Consider the following 19,509-nt stretch of genomic DNA (forward strand, 5'->3'; position numbering starts at 1 on the left):
TTCATCGGGGCCGGGGGGACCTGCGCGTACCGGGAGGCCCACACCCCGGGCCCGCCGGGAGGCTCGTAGAAACGGAAGCTCCGCATAAGGTGGGACGCATGAACGATCGCATGGTGTGGATCGACTGCGAGATGACCGGGCTCTCGTTGGCGGACGACGCACTTATCGAGGTGGCCGCACTGGTCACCGACTCGGAGCTCAACGTGCTCGGCGAAGGCGTGGACATCGTGATCCGCCCGCCGGACGCCGCCCTGGTGACCATGCCCGACGTGGTGCGCGAGATGCACACCTCATCCGGCCTGCTCGACGAACTGGCCGGCGGGACCACCCTCGCGGACGCCGAGGCCCAGGTCCTGGCCTACGTACGGGAACACGTCAAGGAACCGGGCAAGGCCCCGCTGTGCGGGAACTCGGTCGGCACCGACCGCGGCTTCCTGCTGCGCGACATGGGCACGCTCGAGGCCTACATGCACTATCGGATCGTGGACGTGTCCTCGGTCAAGGAGCTGGCGCGCCGCTGGTACCCGCGGGCCTACTTCAACAGTCCGCCCAAGAGCGGGAACCACCGGGCGCTCGCGGACATCAAGGAGTCCATCGCCGAGCTGCGCTACTACCGGGAAGCGGTCTTCGTCCCGCAGCCCGGCCCGGACTCGGACACCGCGCGGACCATCGCCGCGAAGTACGTCGTCCCCGCCGAGTAGCGGCCTGCCGGAGGGGCCCCTGCGGGCCGGGAAAAAGGTGGGAGCGAGCACCCTCTCGGACCCTGTACCCTTTTAATCGGCCGGTCGGGATTCCCGCCGGGCATGGTGGGTGTAGCTCAGTTGGTAGAGCACCTGGTTGTGGTCCAGGTGGCCGCGGGTTCAAGTCCCGTCACTCACCCTGATGGAGGGCCCCGGTTCGCGCGAGCGGACCGGGGCCCTTCGCGTTTCCCGGACGGTTCGCGCCTGGAAGGAGACGGTCGCGGCCTACCCCGCGAACTCCGCGGCGTGGTCCTCGGCCCAGTCGGCGAAGGAGCGGGCCGGGTGCCCGGTGAGGAGCTCGACGGAGCCGGTTATCTCCACCGGGACCCCGACCCCCGCGGCCCAGTAGGCCAGCAGGGCATCGGCGTAGGGACCGGGCACATACGCGGCGACGGAGTCCTTCCACGCCTGCGGGGTGAGCGTCTCGAAGGCGACCGGCCGGTCCAGCACCCGGGAGAGCACCTCCAGCTGCTCGGCGAAGGTCAGCGACCGGGGCCCCGTGAGGGTGTAGGCCCGGCCGCCCAGGCCCGGGTCCGTGAGGACGGCGAAGGCCGCCTCGGCGAGGTCCGCCTCATGGACCGGGTCACTGTGCGCGCCGGGGTAAGGCAGCCGCACCGGCTCACCGGAGCGTATGGACCAGGCCCACTGGCCCGCATTGCTCGCGAAGGATCCGGGGCGCAGCAGGGTGGTCCGCAGCGGAGCGGCCAGCAGGGCCTCCTCCACGGCGAGATGGGACGCGGCCAGGGCGCTCTCGCGGGCATCGGGGTCCAGAACGCTGGAGGAGGACAGGAGCACGATGTGCTCCACTCCGGCGCGGACGGCTTCCTTGACGAAGTCGTCGATGCCCTCGGCGGCGGCGTACAGGAAGACGGCACGCACGCCGGCCAGGGCGGCCGGGAAGGTCGCGGGGTCGGTCAGGTCGCAGTGGACGGCGCCCGGAGCCGCGTCCGGGGTCCCGGGCTCGCGGGAGGCGAGCCGGAACGGGATGTCGCGCTCGGCGAGGAGGGCCGCGAGGCCCCGGGCGATGGCTCCGCGACCGCCGGTGACGAGGATCGTCATGTCAGTGGGTCCCTTCGTGTTCCGTGGTGCGCCCGGCTAAGATGAACTACATGGCGCAGATTCTGTGCGACACATCCTCTGCGTCACACAGATAAATTTGGAGCATGGAGAAGCCGATGTCAACCGATTCACTTCCTTCGGGTGATTCCCAGCCCTGGAGCCGGGCCGAGCTGCTCGCGCGGGTCGTCAGCGAGAGCCAGCGGCACTACGCCGATTACTCACTCTTCAGCCAGGCCCTGGCCGACCACATCGGCCTGCACCCCACGGACCTGCAGTGCATCGCGCTCCTCGACATCGAGCCCGGCCCCGTCAGTACCGGCGACATCGCCCGGCTCACCGGCCTGACCTCGGGCTCGGCCACCCGCCTCGTGGACCGCATGGTCAAGGCGGGCATCGTCGAGCGGCAGGTCGACCCCCATGACCGCCGCCGCTCCCTCGTCGCCCTCGCTCCCGAGGCCCGCGCGCGGATCGGCGCGGCCTGGGAGACCCCGGGCCGCGCCTTCGGAGAAGTACTGGCGGGCTATTCGGACGCCGAGCTCGCCGTCATCGCCGACTACCTGCACCGCGCCGCCGAAGTCGGCCGCGCGCAAGCCCGCCGCCTGGCCGCGGGCCCGGCCGCCGAACCAACGGACTGACCGCCGCCGCCCGGCCACCGTCCACTCAGCCGGCCGCCGCCTTCAGCGCCTCCAGCCCCTCCAGCCCCTTCGCCGGATCGCCGGATCGCCGGATCGCCACGGTGCCATCGCGCATCCGTCAGGGGCGCCCGGAGCCGACCGGCCCCGCCCCCTGGATGTGGAAGTTGAAGTCGGCGTGCCCGAGCGACCCCATCAGCCGCAGCCAGATCGGCAGCAGCATCTCGGTGCCGCGCGCGGTCTCGATCCCGCCGAGGTCGAGCACGCTCGCCTCCGGCCAGCCGAAGGAGTGCAGCAGCTCGCGCACCTCCTTCTTCGCGTCCCCGTCGTCCCCGGACAGGAAGACGTGGTGCTCCCCGGCGACCCGGGCCGGGTCCACCATCACCGCGCACTGCATGGTGTTGAGGGTCTTGACCACGCGCAGCGCCGGGTGCGCGCGCTGGATCTGCTCGCCGAGGCTGTCGCTGTCGACCGGGTCGAGCCCGGGCGGGAACCCCCGGGAGAAGTCGAGCGGGTTGGCGATGTCGATCAGCACCTTCCCGTCCAGGTGGGCGGGGTCCACCGTGGCCAGCGCCGACAGGCTGGCCCGGCCGCCCGTCGCGTTGACGAGCACGTCTGCCCCTTCCGCGGCCTGCGCGAAGGCGGCCAGCCCCACCTCGGGGTTGCCCGCCTGCCAGTCGGCGTAGGACGGGGCGGCGGGGTCGTCGCTCGTGTGCGCGAGCGTGGCGACCGGGTCCCGGGTGCCGATCACCACGTCGTGGCCGACGGAGACGAGCTTCCCCGCGAGCGTGCGGCCGACGATCCCGGTACCGAGGACTGCGTAGCGCATTGCGGACTTCCCTTCGTGGAAGGCGAGTTGTGGCCCTTGTGCCGCTGACCGTAAGGGTTCGCCGGGCCACGGCACCAGCAAGGATGCCCGCGTCCGTCAGTCGAGGAGGCCGATGTCGTACGGCAGCCGGTACTGCGTCGGGTCGTCCGGGAGGAACCAGTGGAACCCCTCCTCGAAGAAGACGGCCACCACGTTCACCGCGATCACCGCGCCGAGGAACCACAGCGCGAAGAGCCCCACCGACCGGTACGGCCCGTCCTCCGGCACCGCGCGGTCCGCCGTGGAGTGCGCGAAGGCCAGCACGATCCCGATCGCGACCACGGAGGCCTGGAAGAGCACCCACGCCCACACGTACAGGTGCAGGCCGAGGACCTCGCTCCCGAACCCCTTGTCACCCGGCAGGACGTGCAGCATCGTCTGCCGCCACGAGGCGAAGGACCCGGCGACCACCGCGACCAGGGCCAGCCCCCAGCCCATCATGTAGTCGCGGCCGGTCACCGCCCCCGTGGTGAGCCCCGTACGGATGATGTACGCCGCCCCGAGCGCGGCCAGCAGCATGAACATCCGCTGCACGATGCAGAGCGGGCACGGGTACTCCCAGAGCCCGAACTGGAAGAAGAGACCCCCGCAGACGACGCCCGTCCAGCCGATGGCGAAGACGCAGGCGAACCAGTACTGGACCCGCCCCAGCAGACCGCCCGCGAGCGGCGCCTCGGACATGATGCTGCGCATCGCGGCCACGGTCAGTAACTCAGCTTCAGGGCGAGGCCGCTGGTGATGTGGTGCGCCATCAGCAGGATCACGGCGAGCAGCATGATCCACCAGGCCGCGAGCACGAGCGCCCGGGACGCGTCCCGGTACATCGCGATCATGGTGGCGAGGAGACCGCCGAAGATAAGGGTGTCCATGCGCCGGACCGTACCGACCGGCCGCCGCACCCCCCCACGAGGCGCGCCCCCGCCCGCCTGCGGTTACGTCACTTGCCCCGCTTGCGCCGGCCGCGGCGCCCGCGCGCCCCGACCACGTCGCCGCGGGTCCGCCCGTCCAGCGCGATCCACACCCGTACCTCGGTCCCGCCGAGCACCGACCGCCCCAGCCGTACGTCGCCCCCCGTCGACTCCGCGACGCGGCGCACGATGTCCAGGCCCAGCCCCGTCGACCCGTCCCGGCCCCCGTCGTTCCCGCGCCGCAGCGCCGCGTCCGGGTCGGCGATCCCCGGCCCCGCGTCCGAGACCAGCACGATCACCGCGTCCCCCGCGTCGTGCACGTCCACCGCGAAGGGGGTGCCCTCGGGGGTGTGCCGGAAGACGTTGCCGAGCATCGCGTCCAGCGCCGCAGCCAGCTCCGGCCGGGCCACGGGGATCCGTACCACCCGGTCCACGCCCGCCAGCCGCACCTCGCGGCCCTCGTCCTCCGCCAGCGCCGACCAGAAGTCCATCCGCTCCCGGATCACCTCCGAGGCGTCGCACCCGGCGCCCGAGAACCCCTGCGCGGCGGTCGGCCGCTGCTCGCGCGCGGTCCGGATGATCGTGTCCACCTCGCGCTCCAGCTGCTCGACGGCGGCGCGGGTCTGCTCGGCCGCCGGACCGTCCCCGAGCGAGGCCGCGTTGAGCCGCAGCACCGTCAGCGGCGTCCGCAGCCGGTGCGAGAGGTCGGCGGCCAGCTCCCGCTCGCTGGCGAGGAGTTCGACGACCTGGTCCGCCATGGAGTTGAACGCGACGGCGGCCGAGCGGAGTTCCTTGGGCCCGTCCTCCGGCACCCGCGCGCCCAGTTTCCCCTCGCCCAGCCGGTGGGCGGCGTCCGCGAGTCGCTCGGCCGGGCGCACCAGGCGGGCGCCGAGCCGGTCCGCGACCGCCACCGAGCCCACGATCAGCGCGAGGGCGACGCCCGCGAGGATCAGCCAGGCGGTGGTGACCCCATTGCTGACCTCGCTCTCGGGCACGTAGATCTCGATCACCGCGATGTCGCCGGAGCCGAGGGCGGTGGGCTGGAGCAGCGCCGACCCCCCGCCCGCCACCGACGTGGTCATCCCCCGCCCGTAGCTCCGGGTTTCGGCGACCGCCCGCGCTCCCGCCCAGCCCGCGCCGCTCTCTCCCGGTCCGCCGATGTCCACGGCCGCGCTCCCGCCGACGGCCGGGACGTGCACGGCCATCCGCCGGGCCGCGCCCATCTGCGTGGACTCGACGGCCTTGCGCAGCTGGAGCGGGTCGGTGGTGATGGAGAGGGTCGGACCGATCGTGGCCGCCTGCCGCTCGGCATTGGAGAACGCCCGGTCGCTGGCCATCTCCCGGACGACCAGCCCGAGCGGAATGGCGAAGGCCGCGACGACCATGACGGTGACCGCGAGGCACACCTTGACCAGCGCCCACCTCATCGCCGGCCGCCCGCTCCGTACCGCCCGCCGCAGGTGCGCGCGCCGCTCACAGGGGCGGCTCCAGCTTGACGCCCACACCCCGCAGCGTGTGCAGGTAGCGCGGGCTGGCGGCGGTCTCGCCGAGCTTGCGGCGCAGCCAGGACAGGTGGACGTCGATCGTCTGGTCGTCGCCGTACGACTGCTGCCACACCTCGGCCAGCAGCTCGCGCCGCGCCACGACCACGCCGGGCCGCCCGGCCAGGAAGGTCAGCAGGTCGAACTCGCGCCGGGTCAGGTCCAGCACCGTCCCGTCCAGCTCGGCCTGCCGCCGCAGCGGATCGATGGCCAGTCCGCCCACGCGCAGCACCCGCGAGGGCGGTTCGCCCCCGACGGTGGCGCGCGAACGGCGCAGCACGGCGGCCATCCGGGCGGACAGGTGCTCCACGGAGAACGGCTTGACGAGGTAGTCGTCGGCCCCGTCGTTGAGCAGCCGGACGATCTCCGCCTCGTCGTCGCGCGCGGTCGCGATGATCACCGGTACGTCGGTGAGCCCGCGCAGCATCTTGAGCGCCTCCGAGCCGTCCAGGTCGGGCAGGCCGAGGTCCAGGATGACCACGTCGAAGGGGTGGTGCGCGACCTCGCGCAGCGCCTCCAGGGCCGTGCCGACGCTCCGCACGGTGTGGGCGGCCTCGGTCAGGTGCCGGATGAGGGCGGAACGTACGAACTGGTCGTCCTCGACCACGAGCACACTTGCCATGAGCGGCACCGTACGCCATTCGGGGGACCCCGGAGGCCGCGGGCCACCACTCGAACGGGTGGTGCAGGATGTCCTCTGATGCAACGAGGACTTGTCCACGCACTGGCCTGGACGCTGGCTACCGGGGCCGCGGTGACGCTCTCCTGGTGGGGCGTGCACACCGTCATGTCCGGTACGGCCTACGATCCCCCGCGCGCCGTGCCGCTGACGGCGCTGCCGCGGTCCTCCTCGACGCACGACGCGTCGCCGCCCGCCCCCGCGCCCTCCGGCTCCGCCTCCGCGACGGCGTCCACGACGCCGTCGCCCAGCGCTCCCCCGTCCCCCGCGTCCTCCTCCCCGGCCGCCGGGCCGTCCTCGTCGGCCCCGCCGGAGCAGTCCTACCGGCGGCCTTCCGGCGGGGACACCGGGAACGTCAAGAGCTACGCGGCCTCGGGCGGCCGGGTGGTCTTCGACCTCGGCGGCTCCTCGGCCCAGCTGGTCTCGGCGACCCCGGACGCCGGCTGGCGGATGCAGGTGTGGAAGCAGACGGAGTGGATCCGGGTGAACTTCACCCGGGACAACCGCGTGGTGTCCGTCTTCTGCACCTGGAACGGCCATCCCCCCGTGGTCGAGGTCGTCGACGGCTAGGGGGTGTCTGACGGATGTGCGTGGGGAAGGAGGGGTGTCCGGTGCGTGCTCTCGGTGCGCCGACCGGAGGCCCGTGTACTGGACGTACTCGGGTTTTCGGTCGGTGCGGCGAGAGCGCGTGCCGGGCGCCGCGACGCCGCGGACATCCGTCAGACACCCCCTAGATCGCCCCTTCGGGCGGCCGGGCGTGAGCCTCCCGCGCCTTTCCGTTCCGGAGCCCTAGCGTGACCCCATGACGAGGAATCAGGACATGGGGCGGCGAGCGGCCGTGGCGCTCTGTGCGGCAGCGGCGCTGGTGGGACCGGCAAGCCCGGCCGGCGCGGCCGCCTGGACGCCGGGAGCCGGGCCGGCCCCGCGGCCCGATGCCCTCGTCTACGTCGCCGACCTGCACTCCGACACGGTGTCGGTCGTCGACACCGGCACCGGCGCGGTCGTGGCCGGCGTTCCCGTCGGGCACGGACCGGACGCCGTGAGCGTCAGCCCGGACGGCGCCCGCGCCTACGTCACCAATTCCGCGTCGGACACCGTGTCGGTGATCGACACCCGCACCCGGACGGTCATCGCCACCATCGCCGTCGGGGACGAACCGAGCAGGGTGACCGTCTCCCCTGACAACCAGAGGGTCTACGTCGCCAACGTCGGGTCGGACAACGTGTCGGTGATCAGCGCCCGCACCCGCGCCGTGACGGACACCATCGCGGTGGGCCGTGCCCCGCTGGGCGTGGCGGTGACGCCCGACGGATGCACCCTGTACGTCGCCAACGCCGCGTCCGGCACCGTCTCGGTGGTCCGGACCGCCACCGGAACGGTCACCGGCACCATCCCCGTCGGCAGCGGACCGACCGCCCTGGTGCTCACCCCCGACGGCCGGCACCTGTACGTGTCCAACCTGACCTCCGACGACGTGTCGGTGGTCGACGTTCACGAGGGCGCGGAATCGGACCGCATCCCGGTCGGGGACCAGCCCGCGGGGATCGGGGTGCGACCGGACGGCCGCCAGGTCTACGTCGCCGACATCGGGTCCGACAGCGTGTCCGTGATCAGCACCCGCGTCCGTGCCGTCACCGACACCGTCGCCGTGGGAGACGGCCCCAACGGCCTCGCTGTCGGCCCGGACGGCTCCCGGGTCTACGTCAGCAACTTCGAGTCGGACACCCTGTCGGTCATCGACACCTCGACGGCCCGCGCGACGAACACGGTGACCGTGGGCGACGGCCCGACCGGCGTGGCGGCGGCACGAGGCAGGGCCGACGAGCCGCGCTGCGGGCCCACAGCCCGCTAGGGGCGCGCCGGGGCGCCGTGCAGCAGGAGTTCGAGGACCGAGTCGACGTAGGCGGCCAGCCGCCCGTCGTCACGGCCGGTGTCGCCGCCCAGCGCGAGCACGCCCGGCAGTCTGGTCTCCAGCTCGTCGTGGCCGACGTACGCGGCGTAGCCCAGCAGGGCGCGCCGCTCGGCGGTCTCCGGCGGGAAGCCGATCTCCTGGAACAGCTCGATCATGTAGTCGAGCCGCCTCCGCACCACCCGGCGCACGACGGGCGCCACCAGCTCGTGGTCGGCCGAAGCCAGCAGATTGGCGGCCGCCGCGCCGCGCCGTCCCGCGTGGTCGGCGACCTGGGTGAGCAGGAGCCTCAGCCGTGCGCGCGGATCGGTCTCGGCTGCCAGGTCCGCGATGGTCGCCTCGGTGAACCGGCGCTCCCACAGCGCGAGGGCCGCCTCGATGAGGGCGTCGCGGTGGGTGAAGTGCCAGTAGAAGCTGCCCTTGGTCGTGCCCAGCCGCGTCGCGAGCGGCTCGACGGCGACCCCGGCGAGCCCGCGCTCGCCGATCGCGTCGAGCGCCGCTGCCGCCCAGTCGTCCGCGGTAAGCCGTCGTCGCCCTTGTTCCACGTCCATACGCTACCGTACGGTCGCCTCCATACGCCTCCGTATGGAGACGTGGGCAGGGACCTGCAGGGAGACGACGTGCACAACATCCAAGAGCGCACCATCGATGCCTCCGCCACCGAGGTGGGCGCCCTCCTCGACCTCCTGGGCGGCCCGCGGGACCGGGTCTGGCCCGCTCAGGACTGGCCGCGGCTGGTCCTCGACGCGGGCCTCGCGGTCGGCTCGCGCGGCGGGCACGGCCGGATCGGCTACGCGGTGACGGCGTACGAACCGGGCCGGCGCGTACGGTTCGCCTTCGCTCCCGGGCTCGGCATGCACGGGTACCACGAGTTCCTGATCACCCCCGACGGACCGGAGCGCTGCCGGATCACCCACACCGCGGAAGGGCGCATGGAGGGCAGGATGCGTCTGATGTGGCCGCTGGTGATCCGCTGGCTGCACGAGGCCCTGCTCCACGACGCGTTCGACAACGTCCAGCGCGCGACGACCGGCCGGCTGCCCCACCCGGCCCGCTGGTCGCTCCGCGTCCGCGTCCTGCGCCGCGCCCTCGGCCGCGGCCCACGCCAAGGGCCCGGCCGGACGGCTTAGGGGGTGGGCCGGCGCGCCCCTCAGCGGAACACCGACGGCGGCGGGGCCGGGGAGGCGACCGCCGAGGCGTCGGCCACCGGGGCCGCGCCGCCCGCGAAGGCGGCCAGTTCCCGGCCGTGCTCGACCCGCCCCGGGTGCGGGTCGCTCGCGACGCGCCGGGTGAACTCGGCCAGCGGGAGCTCGCGGTCCGCCGCGACGAGCACCGCGTTGCCGAATCGTTTTCCCCGCCACACCACCGGGTCCGCGGCCATCGCCAGCTGCCCGAACCGGGAGGCGGCGGTGGCGATCTGCCCGCGCAGGTGCGCCAGCGGCGGACCGTCCGCGAGGTTGGCGACGTACCACCCGGCGGGGTTCAGCACCCGGCGTACGTCGTCCAGGAACTCGGCGCTGGTCAGGTGCGCGGGGGTGCGCGCGCCGCTGAACACGTCGGCGATCACCAGGTCCGCCCAGCCGTCCGGGAGCTTGCCGAGCCCGGCCCGCGCGTCGGTGGCCCGGACCCGGACCCGCGCCTGCGGGTCCAGCGGGAGGTGGGTCCGTACGAAGGACACCAGGCCCGCGTCGATCTCCACGATCTGCTGGCTGGAGCGGGGGCGGGTGGCCGCCGTGTAGCGGGCCAGGGTGAAGGCCCCGCCGCCCAGGTGCAGCACGTTGAGCGGCTGGCGGGCGGGGGCGGCCAGGTCGATGAGGTGCCCGATCCGGCGCTGGTAGGAGAAGTCCAGGTACCCCGGATCGTCCAGGTCGACATGGGACTGCGGGGCGCCGTCGAGCAGGAGGGTCCAGGCGTTGCCGCGCTCGCGGTCCGGCTCCAGCTCCGCCGTGCCGCCGTCGACCTGCCCGACGACGGGCTCGGCAGCCGCCGACCGTCCGCCGCCGCTGCCCCGTTCGCCGCGCTGCCTGCCCTTAGCCATGCCCCCAGTATGACGTCGTCCCAGCTCACGGGCCCGCCCCGAGGCCTCGGCGCCCCCTCAGCGGCAGTTGTCGGCGGCCTCGATCAGCCGGGCCGCCTCGCCGAGGGCGGCGCGCAGCACCGCGGGGTCGGTGACCGGTCCGGTGGAGTCCGGGGGCAGCAGCCAGCCGGTGCCGCCCGCCGTGGGGGACTCGCCGAAGAGCCGGATGCCGCGCCCGTTCGTCTGCGTACACGCGCTGCCGGGCATGTCCCAGGCGTCGGCGGTGCCGGGCGGTACCAGAAATCCGAGGGTGGCGCCGGACCCGTCGTGCAGCACCGGGCCCACTCCGGCGTCCCGGGCGGCGGCGCGGCGGATGATGTCCACGGCCTCCAGCCCCTGCCGCGTCGGCACGGTCACCAGGTCCGGGGCCGGGGTGTCCGCCGGGGCTCCGGCCGGGGCCGCACCCGGCTCGGGCGCGGTGCTCGTTCCACTGCTCTCCATGCCGCCCTCCAACAAGGGAACCCCTCCTCGATGCGCGTGCCGGCCGGGAGTCTCCTCCCGGTCCGCATGGTTCAACGCACGGAGTCGTCAACGGGTGCGGCGACAGGACGCCGCAAAGGATGGCAGTTCATGGCGGATCGCGGGTGAGATATCCGTTTTGTAGGCAAACACCGTGTGAACCCACCCTCCCTGGCGGTACGTTCATGCGCGCCGGGCCTCCAGATCACCGGCAGCGTCCCTCGCCAGAGAGGCCACGTCCATGGCGGCGTCCCCCCACTCACCCAACTCATCGTTCCGACGCCTCCGCGGGCAGCGTTCCCCCGCCGAGTTCGCGGGCATGGTGCGCCGGGCGGCGAAAGAGATCGGAGAAACGGTTTCCTGCGACGCCCGCTACGTCGGCCGGGTCGAGTCGGGGGAGATCCGCTGTCCCAACTACGCCTACGAGCGCGTGTTTCTGCACATGTTCCCCGGGCACACGCTCACCGATCTCGGTTTCTCCCCCCGCGAGGCGGTACGCGGCCGGTCCGCGCACCGGATCCCCACGCCCCGGCTCCCCTCCCCACCCCTGTCCCTGTTCTCGGGTTTCACGAATTTCTCCAAGGAGAGCGACGTGTTGCGTCGCGCATTCATGGCGGGCGGCTCCGCGACCGTTGCTGCGGCCGCGACGCTGAACCTGGCCCTGCTCGGCGACAACCGCCGGATCCCCGCCCGCGCCGGTGAGTCCGAGGCGGAGGCCGTCGAGGACGCCGTGCGCCAGATCCGGCTGCTGGACGACCGGCACGGCGCGGACGCCCTCTACCGCAAGGCCGCCGGACCGCTGCGCACCGCCTACGCGCTGCTCGACGCCGGGGCCACCCGCCAGTCCACCGAGGACCGGCTGCAGGCGGGCGCGGGCGAACTGGCCATCTCGGTGGGCTGGCTGGCCCACGACTCGGGCCGGTTCGAGGACGCCCGCTCGCACTACGCGGAGGCCCTGGCCACCGCCAGGGTCTCGGGGGATCCGGGCCTGGAGGCGCACGCCTTCAGCAACACGGCCTTCCTCGCCGGGGACTGCGGGCGCCCCCGCGAGTCCGTCCGCGCGGCCCAGGCCGGCGCCCGGGCGGCCCGCAACCTGGGCTCCCCCCGGCTGCTGTCCCTGCTGGCGCTGCGCGAGGCGGGCGGCTGGGCCGGGATGGCGGACCGCACGTCCTGCGAGGACGCGCTGACCCGCGCCCACACCCACTTCTCCCGCGGCCCGGCCGCGGCCGACCCGGAGTGGATGTCGTTCTTCGGCGAGGCCGAGCTGGAGTTCCTGGAGGCCCGCTGCTGGGCGGCGCTGGGCGAGTACTCCCGCGCCGCCCGGCACGCCCGGCGGGCCGCCGACCTCCAGGACCCGCACTTCGCCCGGAACGTCGCCCTCTACACCTCGGAGCTGGCCGACGACCTGGCCCGCGCGGGCGCCCCGGACGAGGCGGCCTGGGCGGGCCACCGGGTCCTGGACCTGCTGGCCGAGGTGCAGTCCACCCGGGTCGAGTCGAGGCTGTCGGGCACGGCGCGGGCGCTGGTCCCGCACCAGCGCTCGCCGCGCGTCGGCGAATTCCTGAGCCGCCACGCCTCGGCCTGAACCGCCACGCCTCGGCCTGACCCCACCGTGACGACAGGACCTACGTGTCCAGGTGCCCGGTGTCGTTCCAGCGCTCCAGCGCCGGGGCGCCGTAGGACCAGCCGAGGACCGACAGGGAGGTGGGGTCCAGCTTGATCCGGGCCCCGAAGCCGATCTCCAGCCCGAGCCAGCGGGCGGCGAGGGCGCGCAGGATGTGGCCGTGGGCGAAGATCAGCACGTCGCGCTCGGACGAGCGGGCCCAGGTGACCACCTCGTCCGCCCGCGCCGAGACGTCGGCGAGCGTCTCGCCGCCGCGCGCCCCGTCGCGCCAGATGAGCCAGCCGGGCTGGATCGCGTGGATCTCGGCCGGGGTCATGCCCTCGTAGTCGCCGTAGTCCCACTCCATGAGCGTGTCCCAGGGCTGCGCCTGAAGGCCGAAGCCAGCCAGGTCACAGCTCTCGCTCGCGCGGATCAGCGGGCTGGTGCGGACCTCGATCCCCGGCAGGCCCGCCCACGGGTCGCGGGCCAGGCGCTCGCCGAGCAGCCTCGCGCCCCGCTTCCCCTCTTCCAGCAGCGGGATGTCCGTACGTCCCGTGTGCTTGCCGGACAGCGACCACGCGGTCTGTCCGTGACGGGCCAGCAGGATGCGGGGGGCCATGTCTGTATCTCCCGGTCCATCAGAGTTCACCAGCATTGTGATGCCTATGCTGCGGATCATATGGTTCTGTCGTCAGCTCATCATCCATCACACGAACTCCAGGCAACCTCCTGGCGCTCATCTGCGTCTTACACCGTATGACTAATTGGCGACGGCCCACCCGATGGTGGGCCGAACTGCTGCTCCTGGGCCTCGTCTACGGCGCCTATTCGGGTGGCCGGCTCCTGGCCCGCGGGGACGTGCAGCTCGCCGTCGACCACGGTCTCGCGATCCTGCGGTTCGAGCGGATCCTGGCCATCGACTTCGAGAGCCCGCTCAACCGGCTCTTCACCCGGCACGCCTGGCTCGGCATACCCGCCGATTTCGTCTACGCCTCCCTGCACTACCTGATCACACCGGCCGTGCTGATCTGGATCTACCACCGGCGCCCCGAGCGCTACCGCACCGCCCGGACCTGGCTGGTCTCCTCCACCCTCCTCGGCCTCATCGGCTTCGCCCTGCTGCCGACCTGCCCGCCGCGGCTGCTCCACCTGGCCCACGGGTTCAACGACACCATGGCCCAGTACAGCTCGTACGGCTGGTGGGGCGCCGAGGCCAGCGCGCCGCGCGGGCTCGGCTCCTTCACCAACCAGTACGCCGCGATGCCGAGCCTGCACGTCGGCTGGGCGCTGTGGTGCGGGGTGCTGCTGTGGAGGTACGGGCGCCACCCGCTGCTGCGGGCGCTGGGCGCGCTGTACCCGCTCGTCACCACCCTCGTGGTGATGGGCACCGCCAACCACTACTTCCTGGACGCCGCCGCCGGGGCGGCCGTCATGGGCGCCGGTTTCCTGATCGCGCTGGGGCTGGAGCGGCTCGCCGCGCGCCGGGCCGGCGTCCCTTCCGCCCCCGCCGCCACCTCCACCGCTGCGTCGAGCGCCGGTTTCCGCCGTAAGTCCACGATTGTCAGTGGCGGATGGGAGACTTCCGCGGGTGAGCTCCTTCCCGCCCAGCGGCCCCCCGCAGACGACGACGCTCCGGCAACGGCTCGCTGATCTGCGCGGCCCCGCCGTGCCGCCCCGCCCGCTCGACGCCCGGGCGCTGGCGGCCCTCGCCGCCAACCCCGGCTGCGGCAGACGGGCCCTGCTGGACGGCGCCGGAGTGGACAAGAAGGAGCTGGCCTCGGCGCTGGGCTCCCCGGCCGCCTTCGGGCAGTCGCAGTTCGCGATGATCCGCGGCAATTCCTTCGAGGCGAAGGTCAAGGGCGACGGCGGCGCCGAGCTGCTGCGCCTGGTGTACGAGCACCTCGGCGCCGGGGCGGAGCCGCCGACCCGGCGGGCCCTCGTCCCCGACCTGACCGCCGCCGGCCCCGAGGGCCGCGCCGCCCGGACCGCGCTGGCCCTGCGCGAGGCGACGGCGGCCGCCACCTGGACCCTGCTCGACCATCCGATGCTCGCGCTGGAGGTCGCCGGCTCCCCGGCGTACTTGGAGCCGGACGCCGTCGTGGTGCATCCCGACGGCCGCTGGACGGTCGTCGAGATCAAGTCCTTCCCCGTGATCGACGGGACCGCGGACGCCGCGAAGGCGGGCGCCGCGGCCCGCCAGTCCGCCGTCTACGTCCTGGCCCTGGAGCGGATCGCCGCCGTGCTGGCGGGCGCCACCGTCGGGCATTCGGCCCTCCTGGTCTGCCCCAAGGACTTCTCCAACCTGCCCACCGCGGCCGTCGTCGACATCCGCAAGCAGCGCTCGGTGACCGCGCGCCAGCTGGCCCGGCTCACCCGGGTCGAGGAGCTGGCCGCCGCGCTGCCCGAGGGGCTGAGCTTCGATCCGGCCCGGCCCGCCGGGGAGCTGACCGAGGCGGTGGAGGCGGTCGACGCGGCCTACGCGCCGGAGTGCCTGGCCTCCTGCGAGCTGGCGTTCCACTGCCGGGAGCGGTCCCGGGCCGCCGATGCGGTGACCGCGCTCGGCCGCTCCGTCCGGGGCGAACTGGGCGCGCTGACCACCGTCGGCGCGGCGCTGGAGGCCGCCGCCGGGGCGGGCGATCCGGACGACCCGACCTCCGCGGCCCTGCACCGGGCGGCCCGGCTGCGCGCCGAAGCCCTGGAATTCTCCGCCGTCCGCGCGGACCCGCTTCCGGAGGACCTCGCATGCCCCTGCTGAACACCCTGGCCCGGCTGCAGGCCGTCCGCGCGGGGCGGGCGCAGCCGCTGGCGACCGTCCGGCACCGGCACCTGGGCGAGCGTCCGCTGGTGTTCGTCCCGCTGACCACGGCCGGTGAGGCGGGGGCCCCGCTCGGCGCGCTGGTGGGCACGGACCGCGCGGAGCCGCGGCTGCTGGTCGTCACCCAGCCGCGCGACCGGGACCTGCGCTGGGCGTTCCTGGCGGCGCTGGCGGACGAGGTGCTGCCGTACCTCGACGGGTACGCGGAGGAGGTCGAGGCCGCCGAGCGGACCGAGACGGATCCGGAGAGCGGCAAGAAGGTCAAGGTGGTCACGGAGCTGTGCGCCGACGCGCCGCAGCTGATCGTGCCGAGCCGCGCGGGCGTCGAGTACGTCCGGCTGCTCGGGCGGTCGATGCGGTTCCGGCGGACGGCCGAGGAGGACCCGGACACCCCCTACCCGGCGCCCCCGCGGGTGCCGCTGCTGGGCCGCTGGTTCACCCATCTCGGTGAGCGTTCCCGGGTGCCCGGCTCCTCGATGCTGCTGTCGGCGACGGAGCTGCTGGCCCGGCACTGGGCGAGTGGGCAGAGCAATCTGGAGGACCAGCACCTGGGCGCGCTGCTGGCCTGGCTGGACCCGCCGGAGGGCGAGTCGGGCGCGGAGGCGGCGCTGCGCGCGGAGCTGGGCCGGGACCGGGACGGGCAGCTGCTCGTCCCGCCGGCCGGTCCGGCCACCGACCCGGCCTTCGACAACCGGCTGCTGGCCCCGGCGATGGCCCGTTACGACGCGGCCCGCGGCGCCGACCCCCGCGTGGAGGCGGCGGTGGAGCGGGCCGCGGGCGAGGTGCGGCGGCTGGCCGAGTCGCAGCTGCGGCCGACCTGGGACGCGGTGTGGCGGGCCCTGGACCTGATGCGCGCGCTGCCCGAAGGGGCGTACGTCGAGCAGCGCTGGACCCGGGACCGCTGGTCGTACACCGGACACCGGGACCGCGTCCGGGCGGGCGAGCCGCCGCAGCCGCGCCGTGACGACGCGGTGACGGCGGCGCAGAAGCTGGCCACCCGTGAGACCGAGCAGGTCCGGGTGGAGGCCCAGGAGGCCCTGGACGACCCGCTGGTGATGGCGGGCCGGCGGCTCGCGGGCGAGGCCTTCGCGGGCGAGGTCACCGAGGTGGTCATGGAGTGGACGCAGTCCAAGCGGCCCAGCCCCCGCCCCCTGGTGACGGTGGCGACGGAGGACCGGCCGCAGCTGCCCGAGGACGGCGGCCGGGTGAAGGTGTACCGCGCGCTGGACGGGCGCCCGCAGTCGGCCGAGTTCGTCGGCTACGCCGGTCCCCCGCGGGACGGGCTGCTGGTGCTGCGGCTGCTGGACAAGATGGGCCGCGGCAAGGAGCCGGACGCGGGCTCGGTGCCGGGCAAGGGCGACCGGGTGTGCTGGACGCTCTTCGAACACGACGCGCGGGGCGGGCCGAAGCTGCCCGACCCCGAGCACACGCCGTGGACGCACGGCGGCCCGCCCGGATCCGCGGCCCCCGCCGCCGTGCCGTCGCCCGACGCCGTGACCGACGAGGACATCCTGTGACCGCGACCCTGTCCGCGCCCGAGTCCGGGTCCGACCCGGGCGCCGCCGCCGCGCGGGCCACCGAGGCGATCCTGCGCGACACCCTGCACGGCACCGAGCGGGGCGTGGTCGTCGACTCCCCGCCCGGGGCCGGGAAGTCCACGCTGGTGGTGCGGGCGGCGCGGGAACTGGCCGCCGCCGGGCGCCGGATGATGATCGTGGCGCAGACCAACGCGCAGGTCGACGACCTGGTGCTGCGGCTCGCGGAGAAGGACCCGGAGCTGCGGGTGGGGCGGCTGCACAGCAGTGACGGCGATGCCTACGACAAGGCGCTGCTGGAGCTGCCCTCGGTGACGCTGTCCGCGAAGGCGGCCGACCTCGCCGAACTCCCGGTCGTCATCTCGACGGCGGCGAAGTGGGCGCACACGCAGGGCGTGGAGGCGTGGGAGCACGCCATCGTGGACGAGGCGTACCAGATGCGCTCCGACGCGCTGCTGGCCGTGGCGGGCCTGTTCGAGCGGGCCCTGTTCGTGGGCGATCCGGGCCAGCTGGACCCGTTCAGCGTGGTCGGCGCCGAGCAGTGGGCCGGGCTGTCCTACGACCCGTCCGCCTCGGCGGTCTCCACGCTGCTGGCGCACAATCCGCAGCTGCCGCAGCACCGGCTCCCGGTGTCCTGGCGGCTCCCGGCCTCGGCCGCGCCGCTGGTCTCGCGGGCGTTCTATCCGTATGCCCGGTTCCGCAGCGGTACGGGCCCGGGCGAGCGGCGGCTCGCGTACGGCGTGCCCTCGGACGGCTCGGGCCCGGACCGGGTCCTGGACGAGGCGGCCGAGGCCGGGTGGGGCCTGCTGGAGCTGCCCGCCCGGCACACCCCGCGCACCGACCCGGAGGCGGTGGGCGCGGTGGCCCTGGTGGTCCGGCGGGCGCTGGACCGGGGCGCGGTGACCTCCGACGAGCGGAGCCCTGCGCCCGCGCCGCTGACCGCGGACCGGATCGCGGTCGGTACGGCCCACCGCGACCAGGCCTCGGCGGTCCGCGCCGCCCTGGCCGCGCAGGGGGTCACGGGGGTGACCGTCGACACCGCGAACCGGCTCCAGGGCCGCGAGTACGACCTCACGGTGGTCCTGCACCCGCTGTCCGGGCGCCCCGACACGACGGCCTTCCACCTGGAGACGGGCCGCCTGTGCGTCCTGGCCTCCCGCCACCGCCACGCCTGCGTGGTGGTGGCCCGGGCGGGGATAGCGCGCCTCCTGGACGACCATCCCTCGACGGAACCGGTCCAGCTGGGCGTGACGATGAAGTTCCCGGACGGCTGGGAGGCGAACCACTCGGTCCTGGCCCACCTCGAGGAACACCGGGTGAGCTGGAAGCCGTAGCCCGGCCGTACGCGCGTTCCCGCGCCGACGGGCCCCCTTGGGGTGGGCTTGCGCGGCGCTGGACAATGGACGGTGGCCCGGAAGGAATTCGTCCGCGAAGCAGGAGGACACGCATGGCAGAGCCCGAGCGCACCGAGCGGAGGCTGCGGCCCGCGCCGCTGCTCTTCGAGCCCTCGGAAGCCGCCACGGATCCGGAGCACTTCTTCGATCTCGAATCCATCGAGGACCCGCGCGAACTGCTGGCCCGCGCCACCGAACTCGCGCTCGCCTTCCGGGCGGCGCAGGACCGGGCGGTCGAGTTCCAGGCCATGGCGGCCGCCCAGCTTGCGGACCCGCGCCGCTTCGACCGGCTGACGGCGGCGGCGATCGGCGCGCGGGCGCAGTGGTCCGAGGACTACGCCGAGAAGATGATCGACTTCGGCGAGGGGCTGCTGCGGGGCAGCGCCGAGGACCGCTGAAGCGGTCGCCCGTACACCCGTTCTGGCATATGCGCAGCGCAAGATACCCCAGCACGCACCACGCTGTCCGGGTTTCCCGTAACTCCGGGGAATCAGCTCGCTACGGCCGGTAGACCTGCCCCATGACCACCATGACGACGGCTACCGGCTACCCCGCCTCCCACGGACCCGCCACCCACGTCACCCCGCAGGGCGCCGCGTGGCTCGCCTCCTCCTCGCCCTACCCGCACAGCACCCTCACGCTGTGGCGGAGCCGGCCCACCGCCCCCGCGGTGCTGCCGTGCGGTACGGCCTTCGACGTGGTCAACGTCCCCGTGGTCCTCGGGCGCCGGATGCTGGACCTGCTGTGGGCCGAGGGGCCGGGCTCCGGCCCGGTGGCCGTGCACCGCGGCCGGATGCTGCTGTTCACCGCCCCCGGCACCGCCCAGCGGCTGCCCGCGCTGCTCGCCTGGGAGGAGTGGGGCGAGGCCCACGGCGCGGCCTCGGGGCCGCTGCCCGCCCCGCTCTGCCACGGCCGGGGCGACGCCGTGACCGTGCCGGCGCTCACCCCCGCCCCCGGCGCCGCGCCCGGGCATTCCCGCTGGCTGGTGGCGCCGGACACCCGGCTGCCGTGGCTCCCGGGGCCGGAGGCCCTGCTGTGGGCCTGCGTCCGGGCGGCCCGCGGCGCCGCCTCGCCCGACACCGCCCCCGCCCCCGCTCCCGCCCCCGCTCCCGCTCCCGCGGACCTGCGGATATCGATTTTTCCTTCGGCGGATCCGGATGCTAATGTCTACGACGTCAGCAGGCGCCGCTAGCTCAGTTGGTTAGAGCAGCTGACTCTTAATCAGCGGGTCCGGGGTTCGAGTCCCTGGCGGCGCACAGACGGGGAAAGGCCCCCACGCGAGTGGGGGCC

The 19,509-nt window shown here is 74.1% G+C and carries 22 protein-coding genes and 2 tRNA genes; 14 read left to right on the forward strand and 10 right to left on the reverse strand.

Annotated elements, in window-relative coordinates:
- Window positions 1-98: 98 nt before the first annotated feature.
- Window positions 99-701, forward strand: a complete 603-nt coding sequence (gene orn / locus ABT084_RS14010; protein ID WP_351042412.1) for an oligoribonuclease — start codon at window positions 99-101, stop codon at window positions 699-701.
- Window positions 702-806: 105 nt separating this feature from the next.
- Window positions 807-879, forward strand: a tRNA-His gene (locus tag ABT084_RS14015).
- An 86-nt stretch (window positions 880-965) separates the two neighbouring features.
- Here the strand turns inward: ABT084_RS14015 and ABT084_RS14020 are convergent.
- On the reverse strand, window positions 966-1,799 hold the full coding sequence (locus tag ABT084_RS14020) for an NAD(P)H-binding protein (RefSeq protein ID WP_351042415.1): 834 nt from the start codon (window positions 1,797-1,799) through the stop codon (window positions 966-968).
- Between the two features lie 116 nt (window positions 1,800-1,915).
- Between ABT084_RS14020 and ABT084_RS14025 the strand changes: the two genes are divergently transcribed.
- Window positions 1,916-2,434 carry a MarR family winged helix-turn-helix transcriptional regulator gene (locus ABT084_RS14025; RefSeq protein WP_351042418.1) on the forward strand — a complete coding sequence of 173 codons (519 nt, stop codon included), beginning with the start codon at window positions 1,916-1,918 and terminating at the stop codon, window positions 2,432-2,434.
- Window positions 2,435-2,552: 118 nt separating this feature from the next.
- Here the strand turns inward: ABT084_RS14025 and ABT084_RS14030 are convergent, their stop codons facing one another.
- The 5 genes from ABT084_RS14030 to ABT084_RS14050 all read right to left on the reverse strand — a co-directional run bounded on the left by ABT084_RS14030 (window position 2,553) and on the right by ABT084_RS14050 (window position 6,370).
- Window positions 2,553-3,260, reverse strand: a complete 708-nt coding sequence (locus ABT084_RS14030) for an NADPH-dependent F420 reductase (RefSeq protein ID WP_351042420.1) — start codon at window positions 3,258-3,260, stop codon at window positions 2,553-2,555.
- A gap of 96 nt (window positions 3,261-3,356) precedes the next feature.
- Window positions 3,357-3,992, reverse strand: a complete 636-nt coding sequence (locus ABT084_RS14035; RefSeq protein ID WP_351042423.1) for a disulfide bond formation protein B — start codon at window positions 3,990-3,992, stop codon at window positions 3,357-3,359.
- Window positions 3,993-4,003: 11 nt separating this feature from the next.
- Window positions 4,004-4,168 (reverse strand): DUF5993 family protein, encoded by a 165-nt coding sequence (locus ABT084_RS14040; RefSeq protein WP_351042426.1) that lies wholly within the window; start codon window positions 4,166-4,168, stop codon window positions 4,004-4,006.
- A 68-nt stretch (window positions 4,169-4,236) separates the two neighbouring features.
- Complete coding sequence (locus tag ABT084_RS14045) at window positions 4,237-5,634, reverse strand: sensor histidine kinase (protein ID WP_351042429.1); 1,398 nt, start codon at window positions 5,632-5,634, stop codon at window positions 4,237-4,239.
- A 46-nt stretch (window positions 5,635-5,680) separates the two neighbouring features.
- On the reverse strand, window positions 5,681-6,370 hold the full coding sequence (locus ABT084_RS14050; RefSeq protein ID WP_351042431.1) for a response regulator transcription factor: 690 nt from the start codon (window positions 6,368-6,370) through the stop codon (window positions 5,681-5,683).
- 78 nt (window positions 6,371-6,448) lie between these two features.
- Here ABT084_RS14050 and ABT084_RS14055 point away from each other — a divergent pair, with 78 nt between their 5' ends.
- Together ABT084_RS14055 and ABT084_RS14060 are read left to right on the forward strand one after the other, a co-directional pair.
- A complete protein-coding gene (locus ABT084_RS14055; RefSeq protein WP_351042434.1) occupies window positions 6,449-6,997 on the forward strand; it encodes a hypothetical protein in 549 nt (182 codons plus the stop codon).
- Between the two features lie 232 nt (window positions 6,998-7,229).
- Window positions 7,230-8,279 (forward strand): YVTN family beta-propeller repeat protein, encoded by a 1,050-nt coding sequence (locus ABT084_RS14060; RefSeq protein WP_351042437.1) that lies wholly within the window; start codon window positions 7,230-7,232, stop codon window positions 8,277-8,279.
- On the opposite strand, the gene ABT084_RS14065 is transcribed toward ABT084_RS14060, so the two are convergent.
- Window positions 8,276-8,881 carry a TetR/AcrR family transcriptional regulator gene (locus tag ABT084_RS14065; protein WP_351042439.1) on the reverse strand — a complete coding sequence of 202 codons (606 nt, stop codon included), beginning with the start codon at window positions 8,879-8,881 and terminating at the stop codon, window positions 8,276-8,278. The genes ABT084_RS14060 and ABT084_RS14065 overlap by 4 nt on opposite strands.
- A gap of 75 nt (window positions 8,882-8,956) precedes the next feature.
- On the opposite strand from ABT084_RS14065, the gene ABT084_RS14070 reads away from it, so the two are divergent.
- Window positions 8,957-9,466: an SRPBCC family protein gene (locus ABT084_RS14070; RefSeq protein WP_351042442.1), complete on the forward strand. Its 510-nt coding sequence runs from the start codon at window positions 8,957-8,959 to the stop codon at window positions 9,464-9,466.
- Window positions 9,467-9,486: 20 nt separating this feature from the next.
- Here ABT084_RS14070 and ABT084_RS14075 read toward each other — a convergent pair whose 3' ends face one another.
- The gene (locus tag ABT084_RS14075; RefSeq protein WP_351042444.1) at window positions 9,487-10,374 is read right to left on the reverse strand and encodes a spermidine synthase; all 888 of its coding nucleotides are present in this window, start codon (window positions 10,372-10,374) and stop codon (window positions 9,487-9,489) included.
- A 57-nt stretch (window positions 10,375-10,431) separates the two neighbouring features.
- Complete coding sequence (locus tag ABT084_RS14080; protein ID WP_351042446.1) at window positions 10,432-10,854, reverse strand: hypothetical protein; 423 nt, start codon at window positions 10,852-10,854, stop codon at window positions 10,432-10,434.
- Window positions 10,855-11,113: 259 nt separating this feature from the next.
- On the opposite strand from ABT084_RS14080, the gene ABT084_RS14085 reads away from it, so the two are divergent.
- Window positions 11,114-12,457 carry an NsdA family TPR-like regulatory protein gene (locus ABT084_RS14085; protein WP_351042449.1) on the forward strand — a complete coding sequence of 448 codons (1,344 nt, stop codon included), beginning with the start codon at window positions 11,114-11,116 and terminating at the stop codon, window positions 12,455-12,457.
- Window positions 12,458-12,497: 40 nt separating this feature from the next.
- Here the strand turns inward: ABT084_RS14085 and ABT084_RS14090 are convergent, their stop codons facing one another.
- Complete coding sequence (locus tag ABT084_RS14090) at window positions 12,498-13,094, reverse strand: histidine phosphatase family protein (protein WP_351042452.1); 597 nt, start codon at window positions 13,092-13,094, stop codon at window positions 12,498-12,500.
- A 137-nt stretch (window positions 13,095-13,231) separates the two neighbouring features.
- Here ABT084_RS14090 and ABT084_RS14095 point away from each other — a divergent pair, with 137 nt between their 5' ends.
- The 7 genes from ABT084_RS14095 to ABT084_RS14125 all read left to right on the forward strand — a co-directional run bounded on the left by ABT084_RS14095 (window position 13,232) and on the right by ABT084_RS14125 (window position 19,475).
- Window positions 13,232-14,125 (forward strand): phosphatase PAP2 family protein, encoded by an 894-nt coding sequence (locus ABT084_RS14095; RefSeq protein WP_351042454.1) that lies wholly within the window; start codon window positions 13,232-13,234, stop codon window positions 14,123-14,125.
- Window positions 14,064-15,230 (forward strand): hypothetical protein, encoded by a 1,167-nt coding sequence (locus ABT084_RS14100; RefSeq protein ID WP_351042455.1) that lies wholly within the window; start codon window positions 14,064-14,066, stop codon window positions 15,228-15,230. Before ABT084_RS14095 ends, ABT084_RS14100 begins: the two co-directional genes overlap by 62 nt.
- Window positions 15,218-16,807, forward strand: coding sequence for a hypothetical protein (locus ABT084_RS14105; protein ID WP_351042458.1), 1,590 nt, complete (start codon window positions 15,218-15,220; stop codon window positions 16,805-16,807). Before ABT084_RS14100 ends, ABT084_RS14105 begins: the two co-directional genes overlap by 13 nt.
- Entirely contained in the window at window positions 16,804-18,159 is a 1,356-nt protein-coding gene (locus ABT084_RS14110; protein WP_351042460.1) for an AAA domain-containing protein, read from the forward strand. Before ABT084_RS14105 ends, ABT084_RS14110 begins: the two co-directional genes overlap by 4 nt.
- A gap of 113 nt (window positions 18,160-18,272) precedes the next feature.
- Window positions 18,273-18,617, forward strand: coding sequence for a DUF8844 domain-containing protein (locus ABT084_RS14115; RefSeq protein ID WP_351042463.1), 345 nt, complete (start codon window positions 18,273-18,275; stop codon window positions 18,615-18,617).
- 122 nt (window positions 18,618-18,739) lie between these two features.
- The gene (locus tag ABT084_RS14120) at window positions 18,740-19,411 is read left to right on the forward strand and encodes a bifunctional DNA primase/polymerase (protein WP_351042465.1); all 672 of its coding nucleotides are present in this window, start codon (window positions 18,740-18,742) and stop codon (window positions 19,409-19,411) included.
- Window positions 19,402-19,475, forward strand: a tRNA-Lys gene (locus ABT084_RS14125). The genes ABT084_RS14120 and ABT084_RS14125 overlap by 10 nt, the downstream gene beginning before the upstream one ends.
- Window positions 19,476-19,509 lie beyond the last annotated feature (34 nt).

Origin of the sequence: Streptomyces sp. NPDC002138 (assembly GCF_040296485.1) — a bacterium.
In the GTDB taxonomy this organism is placed as follows: Bacteria; Actinomycetota; Actinomycetes; order Streptomycetales; family Streptomycetaceae; genus Streptomyces.